The sequence below is a fragment of the Alicycliphilus denitrificans K601 genome (assembly GCF_000204645.1).
GTDB classification, from domain to species: Bacteria; Pseudomonadota; Gammaproteobacteria; order Burkholderiales; family Burkholderiaceae_C; genus Alicycliphilus; species Alicycliphilus denitrificans.
Genome location: NC_015422.1, coordinates 4,523,522 through 4,542,119, shown reverse-complemented (window position 1 = coordinate 4,542,119; position 18,598 = coordinate 4,523,522). Strand labels below are relative to the sequence as shown.

The 18,598-nt window shown below is 62.9% G+C and carries 15 protein-coding genes and 2 pseudogenes; 4 read left to right on the top strand and 13 right to left on the bottom strand.

Annotated elements, in window-relative coordinates:
• Position 1: 1 nt before the first annotated feature.
• The 7 genes from ALIDE2_RS21510 to ALIDE2_RS21480 form a co-directional block, all read right to left on the bottom strand.
• Entirely contained in the window at positions 2 to 1,537 is a 1,536-nt protein-coding gene (locus ALIDE2_RS21510; RefSeq protein ID WP_013723128.1) for a sugar ABC transporter ATP-binding protein, read from the bottom strand.
• A complete protein-coding gene (locus tag ALIDE2_RS21505; RefSeq protein WP_238530065.1) occupies positions 1,534 to 3,096 on the bottom strand; it encodes a long-chain-fatty-acid--CoA ligase in 1,563 nt (520 codons plus the stop codon). Before ALIDE2_RS21505 ends, ALIDE2_RS21510 begins: the two co-directional genes overlap by 4 nt.
• Before the next feature lie 32 nt (positions 3,097 to 3,128).
• The gene (locus ALIDE2_RS21500) at positions 3,129 to 3,902 is read right to left on the bottom strand and encodes an SDR family NAD(P)-dependent oxidoreductase (protein WP_013723126.1); all 774 of its coding nucleotides are present in this window, start codon (positions 3,900 to 3,902) and stop codon (positions 3,129 to 3,131) included.
• Complete coding sequence (locus tag ALIDE2_RS21495; RefSeq protein WP_013723125.1) at positions 3,899 to 5,086, bottom strand: acetyl-CoA C-acyltransferase; 1,188 nt, start codon at positions 5,084 to 5,086, stop codon at positions 3,899 to 3,901. The genes ALIDE2_RS21500 and ALIDE2_RS21495 overlap by 4 nt, the downstream gene beginning before the upstream one ends.
• Positions 5,083 to 7,182, bottom strand: coding sequence for a 3-hydroxyacyl-CoA dehydrogenase NAD-binding domain-containing protein (locus ALIDE2_RS21490; protein ID WP_013723124.1), 2,100 nt, complete (start codon positions 7,180 to 7,182; stop codon positions 5,083 to 5,085). The genes ALIDE2_RS21495 and ALIDE2_RS21490 overlap by 4 nt, the downstream gene beginning before the upstream one ends.
• Entirely contained in the window at positions 7,179 to 8,972 is a 1,794-nt protein-coding gene (locus ALIDE2_RS21485) for an acyl-CoA dehydrogenase family protein (protein ID WP_013723123.1), read from the bottom strand. The genes ALIDE2_RS21490 and ALIDE2_RS21485 overlap by 4 nt, the downstream gene beginning before the upstream one ends.
• A 66-nt stretch (positions 8,973 to 9,038) precedes the next feature.
• On the bottom strand, positions 9,039 to 9,965 hold the full coding sequence (locus ALIDE2_RS21480) for an alpha/beta hydrolase (protein WP_013723122.1): 927 nt from the start codon (positions 9,963 to 9,965) through the stop codon (positions 9,039 to 9,041).
• A 390-nt stretch (positions 9,966 to 10,355) separates the two neighbouring features.
• On the opposite strand from ALIDE2_RS21480, the gene ALIDE2_RS24100 reads away from it, so the two are divergent.
• From ALIDE2_RS24100 to ALIDE2_RS21465, 3 genes and pseudogenes are all read left to right on the top strand, one after another.
• A complete protein-coding gene (locus tag ALIDE2_RS24100) occupies positions 10,356 to 11,267 on the top strand; it encodes a Bug family tripartite tricarboxylate transporter substrate binding protein (RefSeq protein ID WP_013723121.1) in 912 nt (303 codons plus the stop codon).
• Positions 11,264 to 11,986, top strand: a complete 723-nt coding sequence (locus ALIDE2_RS21470; protein ID WP_013723120.1) for a TetR/AcrR family transcriptional regulator — start codon at positions 11,264 to 11,266, stop codon at positions 11,984 to 11,986. Before ALIDE2_RS24100 ends, ALIDE2_RS21470 begins: the two co-directional genes overlap by 4 nt.
• Before the next feature lie 88 nt (positions 11,987 to 12,074).
• Positions 12,075 to 12,272 (top strand): annotated as a pseudogene (locus tag ALIDE2_RS21465) (hypothetical protein); the annotation flags it as partial.
• A 42-nt stretch (positions 12,273 to 12,314) separates the two neighbouring features.
• Here ALIDE2_RS21465 and ALIDE2_RS21460 read toward each other — a convergent pair.
• From ALIDE2_RS21460 to ALIDE2_RS21435, 6 genes and pseudogenes are all read right to left on the bottom strand, one after another.
• Complete coding sequence (locus ALIDE2_RS21460; protein ID WP_013723119.1) at positions 12,315 to 12,989, bottom strand: nucleotidyltransferase family protein; 675 nt, start codon at positions 12,987 to 12,989, stop codon at positions 12,315 to 12,317.
• Positions 12,989 to 14,029, bottom strand: coding sequence for an XdhC family protein (locus ALIDE2_RS21455; protein ID WP_013723118.1), 1,041 nt, complete (start codon positions 14,027 to 14,029; stop codon positions 12,989 to 12,991). The genes ALIDE2_RS21460 and ALIDE2_RS21455 overlap by 1 nt, the downstream gene beginning before the upstream one ends.
• A gap of 2 nt (positions 14,030 to 14,031) precedes the next feature.
• A complete protein-coding gene (locus ALIDE2_RS21450) occupies positions 14,032 to 14,583 on the bottom strand; it encodes an SRPBCC family protein (RefSeq protein ID WP_013723117.1) in 552 nt (183 codons plus the stop codon).
• A 209-nt stretch (positions 14,584 to 14,792) separates the two neighbouring features.
• A pseudogene (locus tag ALIDE2_RS24740) lies at positions 14,793 to 15,089 on the bottom strand (vWA domain-containing protein); the annotation flags it as partial.
• 17 nt (positions 15,090 to 15,106) lie between these two features.
• Positions 15,107 to 16,018, bottom strand: a complete 912-nt coding sequence (locus ALIDE2_RS21440; RefSeq protein ID WP_013723115.1) for an AAA family ATPase — start codon at positions 16,016 to 16,018, stop codon at positions 15,107 to 15,109.
• Between the two features lie 221 nt (positions 16,019 to 16,239).
• Positions 16,240 to 17,163, bottom strand: coding sequence for an alpha/beta hydrolase (locus ALIDE2_RS21435; protein ID WP_013723114.1), 924 nt, complete (start codon positions 17,161 to 17,163; stop codon positions 16,240 to 16,242).
• 541 nt (positions 17,164 to 17,704) lie between these two features.
• Between ALIDE2_RS21435 and ALIDE2_RS21430 the strand changes: the two genes are divergently transcribed.
• On the top strand, positions 17,705 to 18,583 hold the full coding sequence (locus tag ALIDE2_RS21430; protein WP_013723113.1) for an FAD binding domain-containing protein: 879 nt from the start codon (positions 17,705 to 17,707) through the stop codon (positions 18,581 to 18,583).
• Positions 18,584 to 18,598 lie beyond the last annotated feature (15 nt).

The window sequence follows — 18,598 nt, the reverse complement described above, 5'->3', positions numbered from 1 at the left end:
GTCACTTTCCTCCCATTGCCAGACTTACGAGGCTGCTTTCCGATAGCTGCTCGTGGGGTACCTCCCCCACGATACGCATGTCTTTCATGACGTAGGCGCGGTCACAGACGCGAACGATCTCGCCCATTTCGGAGCTGATCATCAGTACCGCGCGCCCCTGCCGTACCAGGCCACCCATAAGGGCGAAGATTTGCTCCTTGGCACCCACGTCAATGCCGCGCGTAGGCTCATCGAAGATGAAGAGCTCGGCATCGTCCAGAAGCCATTTGCCGATGACGATCTTCTGCTGATTGCCGCCCGAGAGCTTGCCGGCCGGCTTGCGTGGGCCGGCCGTGGCAATCGAGAGTTGCTCGATCTTCGAGCGTGCAAGGCGATCTGCCCGCGATGGGACGAACCAGCCAGCGCGGAAGTGGCGCGGCAGCGAAGTGGCGATCAGGTTGTCCCCGACGGTGCGTTCGAGTGCCAGCCCCTGGCGCTTGCGATCCTCCGGAATCAGTGCCAGACCTCTGCGGCGCGCATCGGCGGGCCCTCCCGCGAATGGCATGCCACGAATGGTGACCGTACCGGCCGCCACGGGATCCGCACCGAAGATCGTGCGCACGAGTTCCGTGCGTCCGGAGCCGACCAGGCCGGCGATCCCCACGATTTCGCGGGCCCGCACCTGGAGCGAGGCCTGCGCCAGACCGTTTGTGCCCGCCAGGTTCTCCACCTGAAGCACGACATCCCCTGGCGAGGGTCGTTCCCCTCGCGAGTAACTCATGTTCACCTTGCGGCCGACCATCAGCGACACCAGTTCATCGGGCGTCGCCTGGTTGGCCGTAAGGGTCGCGACCATCTTGCCATCACGCATCACGGAAACACGGTCGCCGAGCGCGAACACCTCGTCCATGCGATGGGAGATATACGCCATGGCCACACCCTGCTCGCGCAGGTCTCCCACCAGCTTGAAGAGCTGCTCCGCTTCGCGAACCGAGAGCGCCGCGGTCGGCTCATCGAGCACCAGCACCTTGGCATCCTGGGACAAGGCCTTGGCAATCTCGACGACCTGATGCTGAGCAACGCTGAGGTTCTCCACCATCGCCCGGGTATCGATGTCGCTGCCCAGGCGCTGCAGCAGTGCGGCCGCTTCGCGGTGCATGCGCGCATGGTCGATGAGACCGGGAATGTGGCGCATCGGCTCGCGCCCCAGGAAGATGTTTTGCGCGACGTTCAAGTAGGGAACGAGTGAATACTCTTGAAAAATCACGGCTACACCGAGCTTTCGAGCATCCGCCGCCCCGCGCACCGCAACTTGCCGCCCCTGGTACTCGAAATGGCCTTCGTCCGCCTTGTAGGCACCGCACATGATCTTCATCAGGGTCGATTTGCCAGCCCCGTTCTCCCCCATGATCATGTGCACCTCGCCTGGCCACAGCGACAGCGAAACATCCTGCAGCGCACGCACCCCGGGAAAGGATTTGCCAATGCCGCACAGCTTGATGAGGGGTGCTTGTGCATTGGCCGAGATAGACCGATCCGCGCGGGTGGCCAAGCTCATGTCATGTCGCCTTCGCTCGTCCACAGCCGCAGACGTTTTTTGTCCAGCTTGCCCACGCTGGTCTTGGGCAGCTCATCCACGAATTCAATGCGCTCGGGGATCGCAAACCGCGGAAGCAGACCCTGCGCCACATGGGACTGGAGCAGTTCGCGCAGCGCTGCCTCCGCTTCTGCAGCGGACAACGGTGCTGCAGCGGCAAGCTTCACGAATGCCCAGGGTCGCTCGCCCCACTTCGCATCAGGAATGCCGATCACTGCAGCCTCATCCACGGCAGGGTGCTCGCGCAGTTTTGCCTCCAGATCCAGACTGGAGACCCATTCACCACCGGATTTAATGACGTCCTTGAGTCGGTCGACGATGCGCACTGCGCCGTCCATGTCGATAGTGGCCACGTCGCCGGTATGCAGATGGCCGCCTTCCCACAGACGCCCGCTGCCCGTCGGGTCATCGAAATAAGCCTGGGTCAACCACGAAGCGCGTGCGACCAGTTCCCCCTCCGTGGCATCGGGCTGACGATCCTCACCCTCGATCTGAAGTTGCACCAGTGGCACCGGATGGCCGACACGGCACAAGCGCTCTGGATAGGCAGACGCCTCCTGAGCGTTCGTCCGCGCAAAACACAGCACCGGACAGGTCTCCGACATGCCGTAGCCTGCGAACGGCTGCAGGCCGCTCTTCATCGCGCGTCGAGCCAGTGCCGGCGCCATCGCCGAGCCGCCAACCATGACCTTCCACCCATGCAGACTCTGGCCCTGACGCTCTGCTTCATCCAGCACCATCTGCAACACTGTCGGAACGCAGTGCGAGAAGGTGACCCTCTCCGTTGCGATCAGGCCAGGAAGCGTCAATGCATCGTATCGGCCGGGGTAGACCTGCTTCAATCCGAGCAGGGTAGCTATATACGGCATGCCCCAGGCGTGAACGTGGAACATGGGGGTCAACGGCATGTACACATCGCCTTGTCGCAGGCTCTGGTAGTCGTCTGCGGCGGCCAGGGCAAATCCAACGGCAAGCGTGTGCTCCACAAGCTGCCGATGGGTGTAGGTCACGCCCTTGGGAAGGCCTGTGGTGCCCGTCGTGTAGAAATGCGTGGCGACGCTCTCCTCATCGACGTCCGGGAATTCGAAGGAGGCATCGGCACTTTCCATCAATGCGTCGTACTGGCCGTCCTCGCCCATCACCAGCAGTTCTGGGATGACCGCCGCGCCCGCGAAGGCTTCTTTCAGCAGGGGAACTAACTCGGCAGCCGCCAGCACCAACCGAGTCCCGCTGTGTTCCAGCGTGTAGCGCAGCTGCTGCGCCGACAAGCGGATGTTCGCGGTCATGAGCACCGCCCCCAGCATGGGCACCGCGAAATAGGCCTCCAGATAGCGGTGCGTGTCACGGTCGAGCATCGCCACGCGCGTCCCCGCCGAGACTCCGAGTGCGCAGAGGACAGCCCCCAGGCGTCGCACCCGCTGGTCTAGTTCGGGATAGCCAAAGCGCATCCCGCCATGCGTGATGATCTGCCGATTGCCACCAGCCGCCACGCCGCTGGCCAGCACGGTGCCGAGGGTCAAGCCGCACCTGCGGCCGTTTGGGGGGGGACGGCTTACATCCATGTCAGCACCTGCCCACCGTCAACGGGCAGCGCCACGCCCGTGATGTAGCTTCCCGCCTCTGAAGCGAGCAGAAGCGCCGCCCCATCGAGCTGTTCGGGTTTGCCAAAACTGCGCATGGGAATCTTCTTGCGGATAGCCTCGGCAAAGCCCTTTTCTTCGAACTGGGCATGCATTTCCGTCTCGAAGTTGCCGGGACACAAGGCATTGACGCGGACGTTGCCGCTGGCCAGCTCCAGCGCCATGATCTTCGTCAGGTGGATCAGTCCGGCCTTGGCCGCCCCGTAGCTGGCCAGCGATCCCCCCGCACGCAGGCCGGATGTCGAGGCGACATTGATGATGCAGCCGCCCCCACCAGCCACCATGCTGCGCGCGGCCTGCTGAGCCATCAGGAACGCCCCTCGAAGATCCGTGTCGAACACGGTGTCGATACGCTCGATTTGCTGTTCTATGAAACGCTCGGTGTACAGCACTCCGGCGTTGTTGAACAAAATATCCACGGCTTGACCGACTTGCCGCTCGGCCGCTGTCCAGGCATCGGCAATCGTTTCCGGTCGGGTCACATCCAAGACGACCGCTTGGGCTGCCAGTCCTTCGGCGCGCAACGCAGCGGCCGCCTCCTCAATGCGGTCGAGCCGGCGCGCGCACAGTACGACCTTGGCGCCGGCTTGTGCGAAGGTTCTTGCGATGTGCAAGCCAATGCCGCTGGAAGCTCCGGAGATCAGGGCCGCACGCCCCTCAAGGCTGAAGAGTTGCTGCGCGTTCATAGAATCACCTCGAAAAGTCCCGCTGCGCCCATGCCGCCGCCCACGCACATAGTGACAACGACATGTTTGGCTCCGCGCCGGCGCCCCTCCAGCAGGGCATGGCCCACTAGGCGCGAACCGCTCATGCCGTAGGGGTGGCCGATCGCAATCGCACCGCCGTTGACATTGAACTTATCCGGGTCGATGCCCAAGCGATCCCGGCAATAAAGCGCCTGGCACGCAAACGCCTCATTGAGCTCCCACAAATCGATGTCGTCCACGGAAAGCCCGTGCTGGCGCAACAGCTTCGGCACCGCGAGCACAGGGCCAATGCCCATTTCCTCAGGCGCCAGTCCTGCCACGGCGATTCCCTTGTAGATGCCCAGTGGCTTCAGGCCACGGCGTGCTGCTGCCGCGCCTTCCATTAGGACGCAAGCGGATGCCCCGTCGGACAACTGGCTGGCATTGCCAGCGGTGATGCTGCCGCCTTCAATCACCGGTTTGAGTTTGGCCAGGCTTTCGAGCGTGGTGTCAGGGCGTGCCCCCTCATCCTTGTCGAGCGTCACATCCTTGAAGCTCGTAGCGCCGGTCTCCTTGTCCTGCAGCCGCATGCGCGCAGTGACGGGAATGATCTCATTGTCGAAGAGGCCGTCGCGCTGTGCCTTCCCTACGCGTTGTTGGGAAAGGAGCGCGAATGCGTCCTGCTCGGCCCGGGTGATTGCGTACTTGGCGGCGACAAACTCTGCCGTTTTCAGCATAGGCATATAGGCATGGTGAACCTGCGCCACCACGGCAGGATCGGCTGCAGCCGACGCCGCGTCGAAGTACGACTTTTGCTCGGCGCTGATGTTCTCCTGGCCGCCGGCGACCACGACCTCCATACCATCGACGATGATCTGCTTGGCCGCTGTCGCAATCGCCATCAGGCCAGAGGCGCACTGCCGATCCATGGTTTGGCCAGGCGCAGCGACGCCAAACCCTGCGGCAAGCGCGCCGTTGCGTGCCAGGTTCATCCCAGCAGTGCCACTGCTGAGCACGGTGCCGATCACGACGTCTTCGATCTCGTCCGCATGGATGCCCGAGCGCTCAAGCGCCGCTCTCAGTGCGTGCGCCATCAGCGTGGGCGATTTGATGTCGTTGAATGCCCCTTTGTAGGCTCGCGCGATGGGCGTGCGGGCCGTGGACACGATCACTGCTTCTCTCATGGGTTGCCTCCCGCGTGTGCTGCCAGCATGGCTGCCGGCGTCCAGTAGTTCCAGATATTTCCCTGCGTGCTGCCGTAATGCGACAGGCGCTTCAGCAGATGTGCTGCCCCGAGGCGTTCTCCGTGGTACATCGGCCCGCCAAGAGCCTGTGGAAAGCCGTAGCCCGTCAGCCAAACCACGTCGATGTCGGATGACCGGGAGGCGATCCCTTCCGCCAGGAGGCGGTAGCCTTCGTTGATCAGCGGCAGCATGCAGCGCTCAACGATCTCTTCGGAGGAAATGTCCTGCCTTTGCTTCACGTCATGCCGGGCAGCCATGGCTTGCACCAGCGAATGTGTATCCACATCATCTGCGGCGACGCGGCCCTCATACCGATAGAAGCCTTCCCCCGTTTTCTGCCCATGCCGTCCTACGGATGCAAGGTGACGCGACACGATGCGGTACAGGGGATCCTCTGGAAGACGGCCTTCCTTTGCTTGCTCTTCCACGACCTTGGCCACGACATCCACACCAGCCAGATCCATCATTCGGCAAGGTCCCATGGCCATGCCGAATCCCTCGATGGCATGGTCGATCTGCGAAGGCGACGCCCCTTCCAGAAGCAGCGACTCGACCTCTCGCAAATAAGGTTCAAGCATCCGATTGCCGACAAAACCCCAGCACACACCGGTGATCACGGGAACCTTGGCAATGCGCTTAACCACCTCCACGACGGTGGCCAGCGTGTTTGCAGAGGTGCCCTTGCCGCGCACCACCTCCACCAGCCTCATGATGTTGGCTGGACTGAAGAAGTGCAGCCCCACAAAGTCGGCAGGCCGGCCACTGGCCTGCGCCAGACGATCAATGTCCAGGGTCGAGGTATTGCTGGCGATGATTGCACCGTCCCGGCAGGCCCGCCCCAGGCGCTGTGCCATTTCAAGCTTGATTTGCATATCCTCGAAGACGGCCTCCACCACGAGATCGCACAAGCCGATCTCGCCTTCGTTGCGGGCTGCCTGGATCAGCGCACTGCGGCCAGCCGCCTCAGCAGCTTTGAGCTTGCCTCGATCCATCTGCCGCTGGTATTCAAGGCGAATGGCTTCCACCGCCGTGTTCGCCTTTTGTTCCGTCAGTTCGAGCAAGCGCACAGGAATGCCTGCGTTAGCGAAGCTCATTGCAATGCCACGCCCCATGGTTCCGCCGCCAACGACGCCAACCGTCGAGATCTTCCCAACTCCTGATGCGCCGGGAGTGTCCAACTTTCCTGCCGCGCGCTCAGCAAAGAAAACATGCCGCAACGCCGCTGACTCAGGAGACTCCAGACATTGGGAAAATGCCTCTCGCTCCAACGCCATTCCTTCGTCAAATGACTGCCCAACCGAGGCCGCAACGCATTCGATGACTTTCAAGGCAGCCTTGCTTTTCGCACCCATTGACGTCGCTCGACTTCTTGCCTTCTCGATCTCCGCCTGGTTGTCCTTGCCGGCGCCTGGAACCTGCATGAAACGAGTGGCGTGCCCTACGCCATCGCCTGCTTGACGGTTCTTTATCAAGCGGATTGCCGAGGACACCGGATCGTCATCGACTACCAGCTCAACCAAACCGATCAATGCGGCCTCCTTGCCATTGATCGGTCGCCCGGAAAGCATCATCTCGAGTGCTTTGCTGACGCCGACCAGGCGGGGCAAGCGCTGCGTGCCACCAGCGCCTGGAATGACGCCAAGAGAGATCTCCGGCAAACCGAGCCGCGCTTGCGCAGAAGCCACCCGCGCGTGGCAACCCATCGCTAGCTCAAGCCCGCCGCCCAGGGCGAAGCCATGGATGGCGGCCACAACCGGCTTGTCGATCTCCTCGATCAGGGCAGTGACTCGCGCCGGATCCTCCCCAGCTCGGAAAGAGCCCGCCGGCCCACCGAATTCCCCGATATCCGCGCCGCCGCTGAACCCTCGGCCAGACCCCGCCAGAACGATGCCGACAATGGCCTCCTCTTTCGACAGCGACTGAAGGGCGTTGTAGAGATCACCGCGGACCTGCGCCGACAAGGCATTGACCGGGGAATTCTGGATCCGAACGATTGCGATGCCGTCGCACCGCTCAACATGAACTAACTTTGTCATAGGAAGAACTCGTCTTTCATTTCAAGCGTGGTGCCTGGCAGTGATGTCAGCAACTCGAACTGCACGTGAACCAGAGGCAATTCGGTTTCGAAGTAGTGGCGTGCTGCCTGCAACTTGCCGCGGTAGTAGTGCAAGGCATCGGAGCCCTTGTCCGCCGTGTGAAGCGCTTGATGCGCCACGCGCGCCTGTTTCAGCCAGATCCATCCCTGCGTCACTCTGCCGAACGCATCGAGATATTCGGTGGCATGAGCAAGGGCGAGGTCTGGCTGCGACGACTGTGCCGCGACGAGCTTTGCCGTGACCGCCTCCAGACCATCTGCGCCTTGCCGCAGCGCCTGCGCCAAAACCTGGAGAGGCGCTTCAGCAGCGTCGGACTCCTGGCGCATGAGGTTCAAAAATGCGCGAAGCCCCACCCCATCTGCTTGGCGCACCTTGCGGCTGAGCAAGTCGAGGCCATGGATTGCCTCGGTGCCTTCATGGATGGGATTGAGGCGCTGGTCACGGTAGAGTTGCTCTACCGGGTACTCCCGCGTGTAACCAGAGCCGCCCAGCACTTGGATCGCCATGTCGTTCGAGCGGCATCCGTAGCGGGACGGCCACGACTTCACGACCGGTGTCAACAGGTCGAGCAGATGCCCCGCAAGCTCGCGGCGCGTCTGATCTGGATGGCTGTGCTGATCCTCGAACCAGGCGCTGGCTTGCAGGCACAGCGCCAGCGCCCCCTCGGCATACGCCTTTTGCGTCAGGAGCAGACGCTTCACATCTGCATGCTCGATGATCCGGACTTGGGGAGACAGCGGGTTCTTGCATGACGGCAGGCGCCCCTGAGGCCGCTCCCGTGCGTACGCGAGCGATTCGGTGAATCCGCGGTAGGCAAGGCACGCCGCGATCAACCCTACCCCGATACGGGCTTCGTTCATCAACTGGAACATATGAGCGAGGCCCCGGTTCGGTTCGCCCAGCAACCATCCTGTGGCTCCACCTTTCTCACCGAACGAAAGAACCGTGGAGGTGGTGTTGCGCCACCCCATCTTGTGCAGCAAGCCGGCCAGGGCTACATCGTTGCGCTCGCCCCTGCTTGCGTCAGCGCGCGGGATGAACTTTGGCACAAGAAACAGCGAGATCCCCTTCACGCCAGCCGGCGCACCCTTGATGCGTGCCAGCACCATGTGCACGATGTTGTCGGAGAAGTCCTGATCGCCGCCCGAGATGAACATCTTGTGCCCGGAGATGCGATAGCTGCCGTCATCCGCCGGCTCGGCCACGGTCTTGATGTCTCCAAGCGCAGAGCCCTGTCCGGGCTCCGTCAAGGCCATCGTTCCTGCGCAAATGCCGCTGGCCATGAGCGGAAGGTAAAGACGCTTGAGTTCCTCGCTGCCGAAGGTACGCAGCAGATTGGCGGCTCCGATGCTCAGGAAGGGGTAGCCCATGGTGGCCACATTGGCCGTGAAGAAGTGGGCCATCGCCGCGCGAAAAACAGGCTCCGGCAATTGGATTCCGCCTTCCTCGGCATCCCAGTGAGCACTGAGGAACCCGGCTTCGGCGAATGCACGCCAAGCCTCGCCCGTTTCGGCGATCGTGTGGGCAGCACCCTCCACGAACTGCGGTTCATTGGCATCGCCTTTTGCATAGTGGGGTGCAAAGTAGTCTCCGGCAAGCCGTTCGGCCGCAGACAGTACGGATGCATAGTCCTCTTTAGACTGGCCGTGATATCGGTCACGGCTCGTCAACGAATCGGCTTTCAGACACTCATAAAGCTGGAAATCCAGCTCGCGCGACAGGACACTCATTGGGCTACCAGATTGAAATCAGCACTTCTCCGGAGCGATCGCTCCGGAGGCCATGGGAAGGCTCGCTCAGCGAGCACCTGCGCAGAGGTGCTCGGCGGCGAACTCGGCAGCAAGGCCGCCCGCGACGGCGAGGTCGTTCTGCTTGGAGTACAGGCTCATGTGCGAGACCTTGGGCAGGACGGCAAGCTTCTTGTGCGGTGAAGGGATACTGTTGAACACACCGATTTCCAGATCCCACAGCGTGATTTCGTCGCCCTCGGCCACGACCATCAAGGTGGGCGTGTTGTACAGCCGCTTGGCAAATGGCCCCACGTCGTAGGACAGCAGCAGCTCCGTCGATTCGATCGTGCTCCAGTGCTCGTGGCGCGGCGCCTCGCGCTCCTTGATGTCGTGGAAGATGGTGTGGATCGAGGGGAACGGCCAGGTGCTCAGCTCGGCGAAGGGCGTGAGCGATGACATCGGCATGCGCCCGCCGGCCGTTCCGCTCTTGGTGCGCTCGCGCCGATCGGTCAGCATCAGCTCAGTGAGCTCGTGGAAGCGCTGCGAGCCATGCACGCGTCGCATGTTCTCGTAGCCATCAACTACCGGGATGTTGGAGATCACGCACTTCACGCGCGGATCGGTCGCGCCGACCACCAGCACGTGACCGCCAGCATAGGAGATGCCCCACACGCCGATACGGTTGCCATCAATCTCCGGCAGCGTCTCGGCAAAGGTGATCGCGCTCTTGTAGTCCTCAATCTGGGCTGCGGGATCGATATGCTGGCGCGGCATGCCTTCGCTCGCGCCCATGCAGCGGTAGTCGAACATCAAAACCGCAACGCCCTTTTGCACTATCGCCTTGGCGTAGTGCGGCATCACGATCTCCTTGACGTAGCACCAGCCGCCGCCCATCACCAGCAGCGGGAACGGACCATCGCCATCGGGCAGAACCAGATCGCCACGCACCTTCACGCCTTCGCTCAAAAACTCAACCTGTCGCTGGGTAGTCATCGTATCTCCATGTTTGACTAGCGGCCCGTCACCCCACGTCACGAGCCATGCGCGCAAGTGTAGCTGTACGTCTGACCAAACATATAGATAGGGAAAACCCTTGCAAATCTTTCACTCAGAACAGTTCCGCCTTGCGTGCACATGCATGCTTGATCATTTGCACCCAGTGATGAAGGAAAGGGCCATATACAGCAGGCCTTCTCTACGACGGTGTAAGCCTTATTGGCGACAACAGAGAACAACGTTATTGACAGATACCTACCACAGGAGAAGTGGCCAAGCATCTTTCACTCAGTCATCCAGGGACAAGCAAACCTAGTGGAAATCCTATTTATTTGCTCATTTGTACAGTTAGAATTTTTTCATCCATCATTGGCATGGAGAAATTGAATGCAACGAAGAACAGTAATCGCAGCCGGCCTAATCAGCACGGTTGGGCTTGCGCACGCACAGTTGACGAGCACGCGCGTGGCGAGGATCGTGGTGCCTCTGGGCACAGGAAATCAATTCGACACGAGCGCACGCGTGCTCGCCGACGCCCTGAGCAAGGTATCGGGGCACACCTTCATCGGCGACAACAAGCCCGGAGGTGGATGCAGCATTACCATGATGGAGGTCGCCCTTAGCACCGGCTTTGTGTTGTGCGTCAGATCCGACGCTCCCTACAGGTCGGCCCAAGACCTCCTGAGCGCGGCTCGCGCCAACCCTGGCAAGCTGAGCTTCGGATCGTTCGGCATCGGCAACACGACACACGTGGTCGGCGCCCATTTCCCAAAAGGAGCTGGCATGGAACTGCTGCACGTCCCATACAAGTCGCCCATCAGTGACTTCCTTGGAGGCCACGTCGATTCCGTCTTTATCGGTGAATCGATCGTCCGCGGTTTGATTAAGGACGGAAGAATTCACCCCCTGGCAATATCCGCTGCAAAACGCTCGCCAACCTTGCCTGATGTCCCGACCTTCGAAGAGCTAGGCATCAAGGATGTGGACGTCCCCGCGTGGTCTGCTATCTTCGGCCCGAGGGGTATGACAGTGGATCAAACCCAGCAGTTGTTCCGGCACGTCCAGCAGGCAACCAAGATGCCCGAATACCAAGCGAACGCGAAACTCACGGGCTCAGAGGTCGTCTTGATGCCTCCGGAAAAGTTCGTCAGCTACCTTGAGTCCGAGTACAGGCGGATGCAGCAGGTGCTGCCGCCGCTGGGCATCAAGAGGAAATACTCGCCCGGGAGCGAACTTTCGTTCGTTCAATCGTCAAAGAACGCAGCGGCAGCAGCCAGACTGAGGTACATCAATACATGAAAGATGCCAACATCCTAGCGGATGACGAGGAGCAAACCTCCACCCGAGCCAGCCGGCCCGGAGTGGAACGGGCCCGTGGCCGGAAAGCCGGCGAAGCGACCCGCGAGAGGATGCTTGATGCGGCGGAGGCCTTGTTCGCCAAGGACGGCTATCACGGCACGTCAATGCGCGAGGTGGCCGATCGCTCCAACGCCCGCATCGCGCTGGTCACCTATCACTTCGGGACCAAAGACACGCTGTTTGACAAAGTCGTCGAAAGGCGCGCCTCCTACATGGCACTTCAACGGATCAGGGCCCTCGACAAGGCACGCAATCGTGCCGGCAGCGACCCGATTCCAGTGAAGGATTTGGTCGAGGGGTACGTCTTGCCATTTGTCGAGCGCAGCACCAACGGCGGCCAAGGCTGGAAAAACTATTCGCTGCTCGTCGCAAGGCTTGCAAATTCGCCGGACGGGGCCAAAGTAATCAGCGATCACTATGACGCTGTTGCTCGGCAGTATCTGGCGGAGTTTCGTCGATCGCTCCCACAGGCGGAAGAAGAAACTGTCTATCAGGCCTTCAGTTTCATGGTAGGTGCGATGGTCGGCCTGGTTGCAGAGCCAGGTCGTGTCGAAAACCTTTCCAGTCGGCGCTTTGTGACGTCGGATCTGCTGCGCGCTTATGCGAACCTGTTGCCGTTTCTTGTTGGTGGCTTTGACTCGTTGCCGCGTCACAGCTAACAAAGCATGTTGGACACATTCCGTTAGTCGTTCCTATCTGGAACGCCGCCCGGCCAACGACTACCAGAACTATGAGACCGGCCACAGCGTGCTGCAGCGCAGCCACTTCGTCGGCGAGGTGCGTTGCTGGGCCGGTGGCCTGGCCGAGGGCTGCCGTGACGCGCTGGTGCTGTGGGGCAATGTGCTGGTAGACGGCCACAACCGCTTCGGCATCTGCCAAACGCACGGCCTGCCCTTTCAGACCGTGCAAAACACCCGCTTTCAGAGCGTCGAAGACGTGCACCTGTGACCGAGCTGGAGGCCGAGAACGAACGCCTGCGCCAGCAGGTCAAGGCGCTGCAGGATCTGCTGGCCGAGGCGGCGTAGGCTGGGTCAACCACACACCAAAACGCTCGCCCAACCGCTGCAAGTCCTCTAACGTATCCACATCGGTGGTGCAGCGCGCATGGCTGAGCTCCAACCGCTGCACCTGCTGCGGATGGGCGCGACGCCAGGCCGAGAGGCCCTCGGCCCCCGTGCCGGCCAGCACCTCGCGGCGCAGCTGCGCATCCAAGGCAATCGGGTGCCCGGGCTCCCCCGCATGCTGCGGCACCAGCAGCTGCACACCGTTTGCACGCCTGTCCCAGGCGGTGAGCAGGGCGGCTATGTCCTCGGCCTCAAGCAGTGGCTGATCGACCAGCAGCACCATCAATGCCGGCGCTGCATCCGGCAGCACCGCCAGCCCCAGGCGCAGCGAGCCACCGGGGCCGGCGTCGGGCACCGGATTGGTCACCCAATCCAGCCGCACGCACTCTGGCGCGGCGATGCGCCGCAGTTCCTCGGTAATGTGCGCCGCATGGTGGCCGAGCACTACGACGATGTGGCGCACGCCAGCCTGCACCAGCAAGCGGATCTGGCGCGCCAGCAGCGTCTCACCGCCGCGGCGCAGCAAAGCCTTGGGCTGATAGCCCATGCGCCGTCCGGCGCCGGCGGCCATGAGCACGGCACCGAAACCCTGCTGCATCACGGCAGCTGGCAGGCGGATCCGGGGCTAGCGAGCTGCTGCTGGTTCTTCACATGGGCCACATCCAGGTCGCGCGGCAGGGACACGCCATTCTTTACGGCCAGCACCTCGGCCATGACGCTCACCGCGATCTCGGGCGGGGTCTTGCTGCCGATGTAGATGCCGATGGGCCCGCGCAGGCGCGCCAGGCCCTGCTCGGTCTGGCCCAGATGCTCGATCATGCGTTCCCGCCTGGCCTGGTTGTTGCGCCGGCTGCCGATGGCACCGATGTAGAAGGCGGGGGTCTCCAGCGCCTGCAGCAGCGCCAGGTCATCGAGCTTGGGGTCATGCGTGAGCGCCACCACGCAGGAGCGGGCATCGGGCGCAAAGCTGGCCACCGTATCGTCAGGCATGGTGGTCAGCAGACGCACGCCGGGCACGCTCCAGCTGCCGCCGTATTCCTCGCGCGGGTCGCAAACGGTGACGGCAAAGCCGCAGAACTGCGCCATGGTGGCCAGGTATTCGCTCATCTGGCCGGCGCCGATGATGAGCATGCGGTATTCGGGGCCAAAGGTGTTGGTGAGCAGCTGTCCATCCAGCGCCAGATCGGCCGGGCTGTCGGAGGGCTCCAGCGTCACCTGGCCATCGGAAAGCCGCAGCTTGCGGTGCATCAGCCGGCCGGCGTCCAGCGCCTGCACCAGCGCGGCCAGGCTGGCGGCGTCGGGGTCGAACTCCAGCAGCAGCTCCAGCGTGCCGCCGCAGGGCAGGCCGAAGCGGAAAGCCTCTTCGGCCGTCACACCGTACTTGGCAAACTGGGGTGGGCCGCTGCGCGGCAGGGCGTCCTTGGCCGCAGGATGGGCGTAGCGGGCGATCAGGTCATCCTCGATGCAGCCGCCCGAGACCGATCCCATCACCGCCCCGTCTGCGCACAGGGCCATGATGGAGCCCACCGGCCGCGGCGACGAGCCCCAGGTGCGCACCACCGTGACCAGCAGCGCCTGCTTGCCCGCAAGTCGCCAGTCGCGCAGCGCGCGCAGCACGGTGACGTCCAGGTTTTCCATGGCTATGCCTCCTCGGCGGATTCGGCAGCCTCGTCGCCACCGCCCTTGAGCTTGGACCACATCTTCTTCAAAGCACCGGGCTTCTTCTCGGGCTCCTCCTCGGCCGGGCCGTGACGGCGGCGCATTTCTTCTTCAAAGCGCTTGAAAAAACTCTCGGCCATGGCCTTGGCCACGCCGTCGATCAGGCGCTGGCCCACCTGGGCGATCTTGCCGCCGACGGTGGCGTGCACCTGGTAGCCCAGCTCGCAACCTTCTTCCTGGGGCGTGAGCGACACCTGCGCACTACCCTTGCCAAAGCCGGCCACGCCGCCGTTGCCCTCGAAATTGAGCCTGTAGCTGTTGGGCGCATCGACATCGGCCAACGCAATGCCCCCCTTGAACTTGGCGGCCACGGGGCAGACCTTGATGGCGTTGACCAGGGCATAGGCGTTGTCGCCCGTGGCCTCGATGCTGTCGCAACCGGGGATGCAGAGCTTGAGCACCTCGGGGTCGTTCAGCGCCTGCCAGGCCTGCTGCTGGGTAATCGCCAAGCGGCGTGAGCCTTGCATTTCCATGGTCTTGTCTCCTGTGTTTATTGCTTCATGAGCCTGGCGATGGCGTCGGCCAGCTGCTGCAGTTGGGTGATGTTGTGCACCGCCAGCATGGCGTCGGCCGCCTGGTGCAGCACGGCGGCGCCGCGGGCGCTGGGTTGGTAGCCGTCAAAGCGCAGCAAGGGGTTGAGCGTACCAGGCGTTCCACCAGCTGGTATTCGCTGGCGCTGAGCGCGGAAAAACGCGTCGAACAATTCGCGGAACACCAGGCGATCCTGGGCGCGGCTCACCAGCACGGCCTCCAGCGCCGTGGCCATGTCATCCTTGCGCGCCACGCCCACCAGCTGCACAGCCTGCTGGGCCAGGGCCATGCGTGCCGCATCCACGGGCACGCCGGCGCGGCGCAGCGCGCGGCCAAAGGCCGCCAGGTTGCCGGCCAGCTTGCCGCTGCGCGCATCGCCCAGTTGCGGGACGCGTTGCTGCCCTGCGTTTGCGGGTGGCACTGGCGGCGCGGCAAGGGTATCGGGCATGGTCGGGCCGGGAATATTCAGATACCGGCAGCTTGCAGGGCCTGCTCGGCCAGCGCACTATCCAGCGCCGCCACGTCGTCGCGCTGCTTGAACAGGATGCCGGCCGTGTCCACGACGATTTCGGGGTCGAGCGTGACGGTGTCGAGCGCCACTAGTGCGCGCGCCCATTCGACCGTCTCGGCAATGCCGGGGGCGCGCTGGAAATGCCTGGCATGGGCGCCGGTGCGCAGCTGCTGCACGAAGGCCGCCACCTGGTCGGCCAGCTGCTGCGGTGCCTGGGGCACGAGGGTGCGCACGATGGCCAGCTCGCGCTCGCGCTCGGGGTAGTCCAGCCAGTGGTAGAGGCAGCGGCGCTTGATGGCGTCGCTCAGGTCGCGCGTGCGGTTGCTGGTGAGTATGGTCACCGGCGGCACGGCCGCGCGTATCGTGCCCAGCTCTGGGATGCTGACCTGGTACTCGCCCAGGTATTCGAGCAGGAAGGCCTCGAAGGGCTCGTCGGCGCGATCCACCTCGTCGATCAGCAGCAGCGCGCCGGGCGCGGGCGCCTCCAGCGCCTGCAGCAGCGGGCGGCGCACGAGGTAGCGCGGCTGGTAGACCTGTTGCTCCAGCGCGTCGGTGCTAGCGGTACCTTCGGCCGCGCGCAGGTGCAATAGCTGCGCAGCGTAATTCCACTCGTACAAGGCCTCGCGCTGCTCCAGGCCGTCAAAACACTGCAGGCGCAGCAGTTCGCGCGCCAGCACCCGGGCCAGGGCCTTGGCCAGTTCGGTCTTGCCCACGCCAGGTTCTCCCTCCAGCAGCAGCGGGCGCTGCAGCTTCAGGGCCAGAAACACCGCCGTCGCCAGGCGCCGGTCGGCAAAGTAGCCCTTGGCCTGTAACGCTGCGGCGAGTTCGTCGATGGAGTTGCAGGCGCAAGGGGGGCTGGTGGGCATCAGATTGACTTCAAAAACAGGAGCTGCTTGCGCTTGCTTGATAAGGGTTAGAAGCCGAAAATTCCTGATTAGACAGAATGGTGCTTACTTTGTCGCCCAATCATGGCCTTAGCGCTTGACCTGGCAGCGCACTTAAGATCGAGCGCAAGGGCCGCAGCGCTAAAGTAAGTGCCAGTCGGCCGCTCCGACGTGAGGGTGTCGGATGCGAAGATGCGGCTCGATCAGCGAGCTGCACCGAGCTGTTCGGCGGCGAATTCGGCGGCTAGGCGACCGGCGATAGCGAGGTCATCCTGCTTCGAGTACAGGCTCATGTGCGACACCTTGGGCAGGACGACGAGTCTCTTGTGAGGCGAAGGAATGCTGTTGAACACGCCGATCTCCAGATCCCACAGCGTGATCTCGTCGCCCTCGGCCACGATCATTAACGTGGGCGTGTTGTACAGGCGCTTGGCAAACGGCCCCACGTCGTAGGACATCATCAGCTCGGTCGACTCGATCGTGCTCCAGTGCTCGTGACGCGGAGCCTCACGCCCCTTGATGTCGTGGAAGATGGTGTGGATCGAGGGGAACGGCCAGGTGCTCAGTTCCTCGAAGGGCTTGAGTGAGGACATCGGCATCCTGCCGCCGGCCGTTGCGCCCTTGGTGCGCTCACGCCTGTCGGCAAGAATCAGTTCGTTGAGTTGATGGAAGCGTTGCGAACCATGCACGCGACGCATGTTCTCGTAGCCATCAACCACCGGGATGTTGGAGATCACGCACTTCACGCGCGGATCGGTGGCCCCTACGATCAGCACATGTCCGCCGGCGTACGAGATGCCCCACACGCCGATGCGTCCCGGATCAATCTCCTTGAGAGTTTCACCGAAGGTGATGGCGCTCTTGTAGTCCTCGACCTGTGCGGCGGGATCGATGTGCTGACGGGGGGTGCCTTCGCTGGCGCCCATGCATCGGTAGTCGAACATCAGCACCGCCACGCCCTTCTCGACGATGGCCTTGGCGTAGTGAGGCATCACGATCTCCTTCACGTAACACCAGCCACCGCCCATCACCAGCAGCGGGAACGGCCCCGCCCCATCGGGAACGACCAGGTCGCCCCGGACTTTCACTCCTTTGCTCAAGAACTCGACTTGTCGTTTCGTGGCCATCTTGGTCAATCTCCAGAAGTTTGCGGTGCCGGCCCTGACTTGGGACGGGTTCTGTATATTGTCTGTACGACTGCCCAACTGTCAAATTGGTAGAAACCCGACCAGGCGCGACTTGAGGCCGCAAAAACCGTCATGGCCAGTGCCGGTTTCCATGGCGTGGTCGCCGATCGCCGCAGCCAGCCGCATGCGTCACCAACGTCGTCGGCGCCGATTCGACCCCGCTCTTCTCCGCTCAGCCCCCGCCCACCGGAGCGCGTTTCACTATGAGTGAGAACGGGGGAAAAGACCGTGGACATCTACCCTCGCATAGGAGCCACTTCAGGTCTGAACGGCTGAGTCGAAAGGCCACAAGCGCTGATCTGTGGAGGTCACGCCAGATAGCTCGGATGCTCGAACGCTGGTACGCCGCGCATCTAGTGAAAACCCCAGTTCTTCATGGTCATTCGTACAGTTACGATTAATTCAAGTCGCCGATGTAAACCTCATTGCACAACGGCGCTCGGCAGTCATGCATTCACACACCAAAGACCACTAGGAAACCATGAAACCTGCACATTTCGACTATGCGCGTCCGCGCACGCTCGACGAAGTCTTGCATCTGCTGGCTTCACGCCCCGGCGATGCCAAACTCATCGCTGGCGGTCAAAGCTTGGTGCCGATGATGAACTTCCGGTTTGCGCGACCGGAGTTGCTGATCGATGTCAACGCGCTGACCGACCTCGATTACCACCGCCGTGAGGGCGATGCCCTTTGCATCGGTGCCTTGACGCGCCACGTGACGCTGCGCGACAGCGCCTTGGTTCGCGAGCTGTGCCCGTTGATGGCCGAGGCCTATCGGCATGTGGCCCACGTGGCGGTGCGCAACCGGGGCACGCTGTGCGGGAACCTCTGTCATGCGGACCCGGCCTCGGAGATGCCCGCAGTGATGCTGGCCACCGAGGCGACCCTTGTGGTGCAAGGGCTGTCGGGTCGGCGGCAGGTGCCGGCCGCCGATTTTTTCCAGGGTGTCTATGCTACAGCACTAGAACCCGACGAGATGCTGGTCGAGGTTCGCATCCCGGTGGGGCAAGCACGCCTCGGCCATGGATTCGAGGAGGTGTCGGTGCGCAAGGGCGACTACGCCCTCACTCTGGTGGCGTCGCTCCTGGGGATTCGCAATGGCCGCATTGAAATGGCAGCCGTCGCACTGGCGGGTGTCGCCGACCGTGCGATGCGTGTGCCCACGCTGGAAGCCGGCCTGCTGGGCAAGATGCCCTCCGACGCGCTCTTTGCCGAGGTGGGTGCGGCCGCGTCGCTGGCACTCATTCCGGCGGACGTAGACCACGCCGATGCGGAGTATCGGCGCGACCTGATCCGTACCTTGGTGCCGCGCGCCCTGACACGTGCCGCCGAGCGAGCAGCCTTTCAACCGACCGCTTAACGACGCGGCGCAACG

Excerpts from the sequence above, each read along its gene's own strand:
- ALIDE2_RS21510 (WP_013723128.1), bottom strand. The coding sequence starts at position 1,537 with ATGAGCTTGGCCACCCGCGCGGATCGGTCTATCTCGGCCAATGCACAA.
- ALIDE2_RS21500 (WP_013723126.1), bottom strand. The coding sequence starts at position 3,902 with ATGAACGCGCAGCAACTCTTCAGCCTTGAGGGGCGTGCGGCCCTGATC.
- ALIDE2_RS21495 (WP_013723125.1), bottom strand. The coding sequence starts at position 5,086 with ATGAGAGAAGCAGTGATCGTGTCCACGGCCCGCACGCCCATCGCGCGA.
- ALIDE2_RS21490 (WP_013723124.1), bottom strand. The coding sequence starts at position 7,182 with ATGACAAAGTTAGTTCATGTTGAGCGGTGCGACGGCATCGCAATCGTT.
- ALIDE2_RS21485 (WP_013723123.1), bottom strand. The coding sequence starts at position 8,972 with ATGAGTGTCCTGTCGCGCGAGCTGGATTTCCAGCTTTATGAGTGTCTG.
- ALIDE2_RS21480 (WP_013723122.1), bottom strand. The coding sequence starts at position 9,965 with ATGACTACCCAGCGACAGGTTGAGTTTTTGAGCGAAGGCGTGAAGGTG.
- ALIDE2_RS24100 (WP_013723121.1), top strand. The coding sequence starts at position 10,356 with ATGCAACGAAGAACAGTAATCGCAGCCGGCCTAATCAGCACGGTTGGG.
- ALIDE2_RS21470 (WP_013723120.1), top strand. The coding sequence starts at position 11,264 with ATGAAAGATGCCAACATCCTAGCGGATGACGAGGAGCAAACCTCCACC.
- ALIDE2_RS21460 (WP_013723119.1), bottom strand. The coding sequence starts at position 12,989 with ATGCAGCAGGGTTTCGGTGCCGTGCTCATGGCCGCCGGCGCCGGACGG.
- ALIDE2_RS21455 (WP_013723118.1), bottom strand. The coding sequence starts at position 14,029 with ATGGAAAACCTGGACGTCACCGTGCTGCGCGCGCTGCGCGACTGGCGA.
- ALIDE2_RS21450 (WP_013723117.1), bottom strand. The coding sequence starts at position 14,583 with ATGGAAATGCAAGGCTCACGCCGCTTGGCGATTACCCAGCAGCAGGCC.
- ALIDE2_RS21440 (WP_013723115.1), bottom strand. The coding sequence starts at position 16,018 with ATGCCCACCAGCCCCCCTTGCGCCTGCAACTCCATCGACGAACTCGCC.
- ALIDE2_RS21435 (WP_013723114.1), bottom strand. The coding sequence starts at position 17,163 with ATGGCCACGAAACGACAAGTCGAGTTCTTGAGCAAAGGAGTGAAAGTC.
- ALIDE2_RS21430 (WP_013723113.1), top strand. The coding sequence starts at position 17,705 with ATGAAACCTGCACATTTCGACTATGCGCGTCCGCGCACGCTCGACGAA.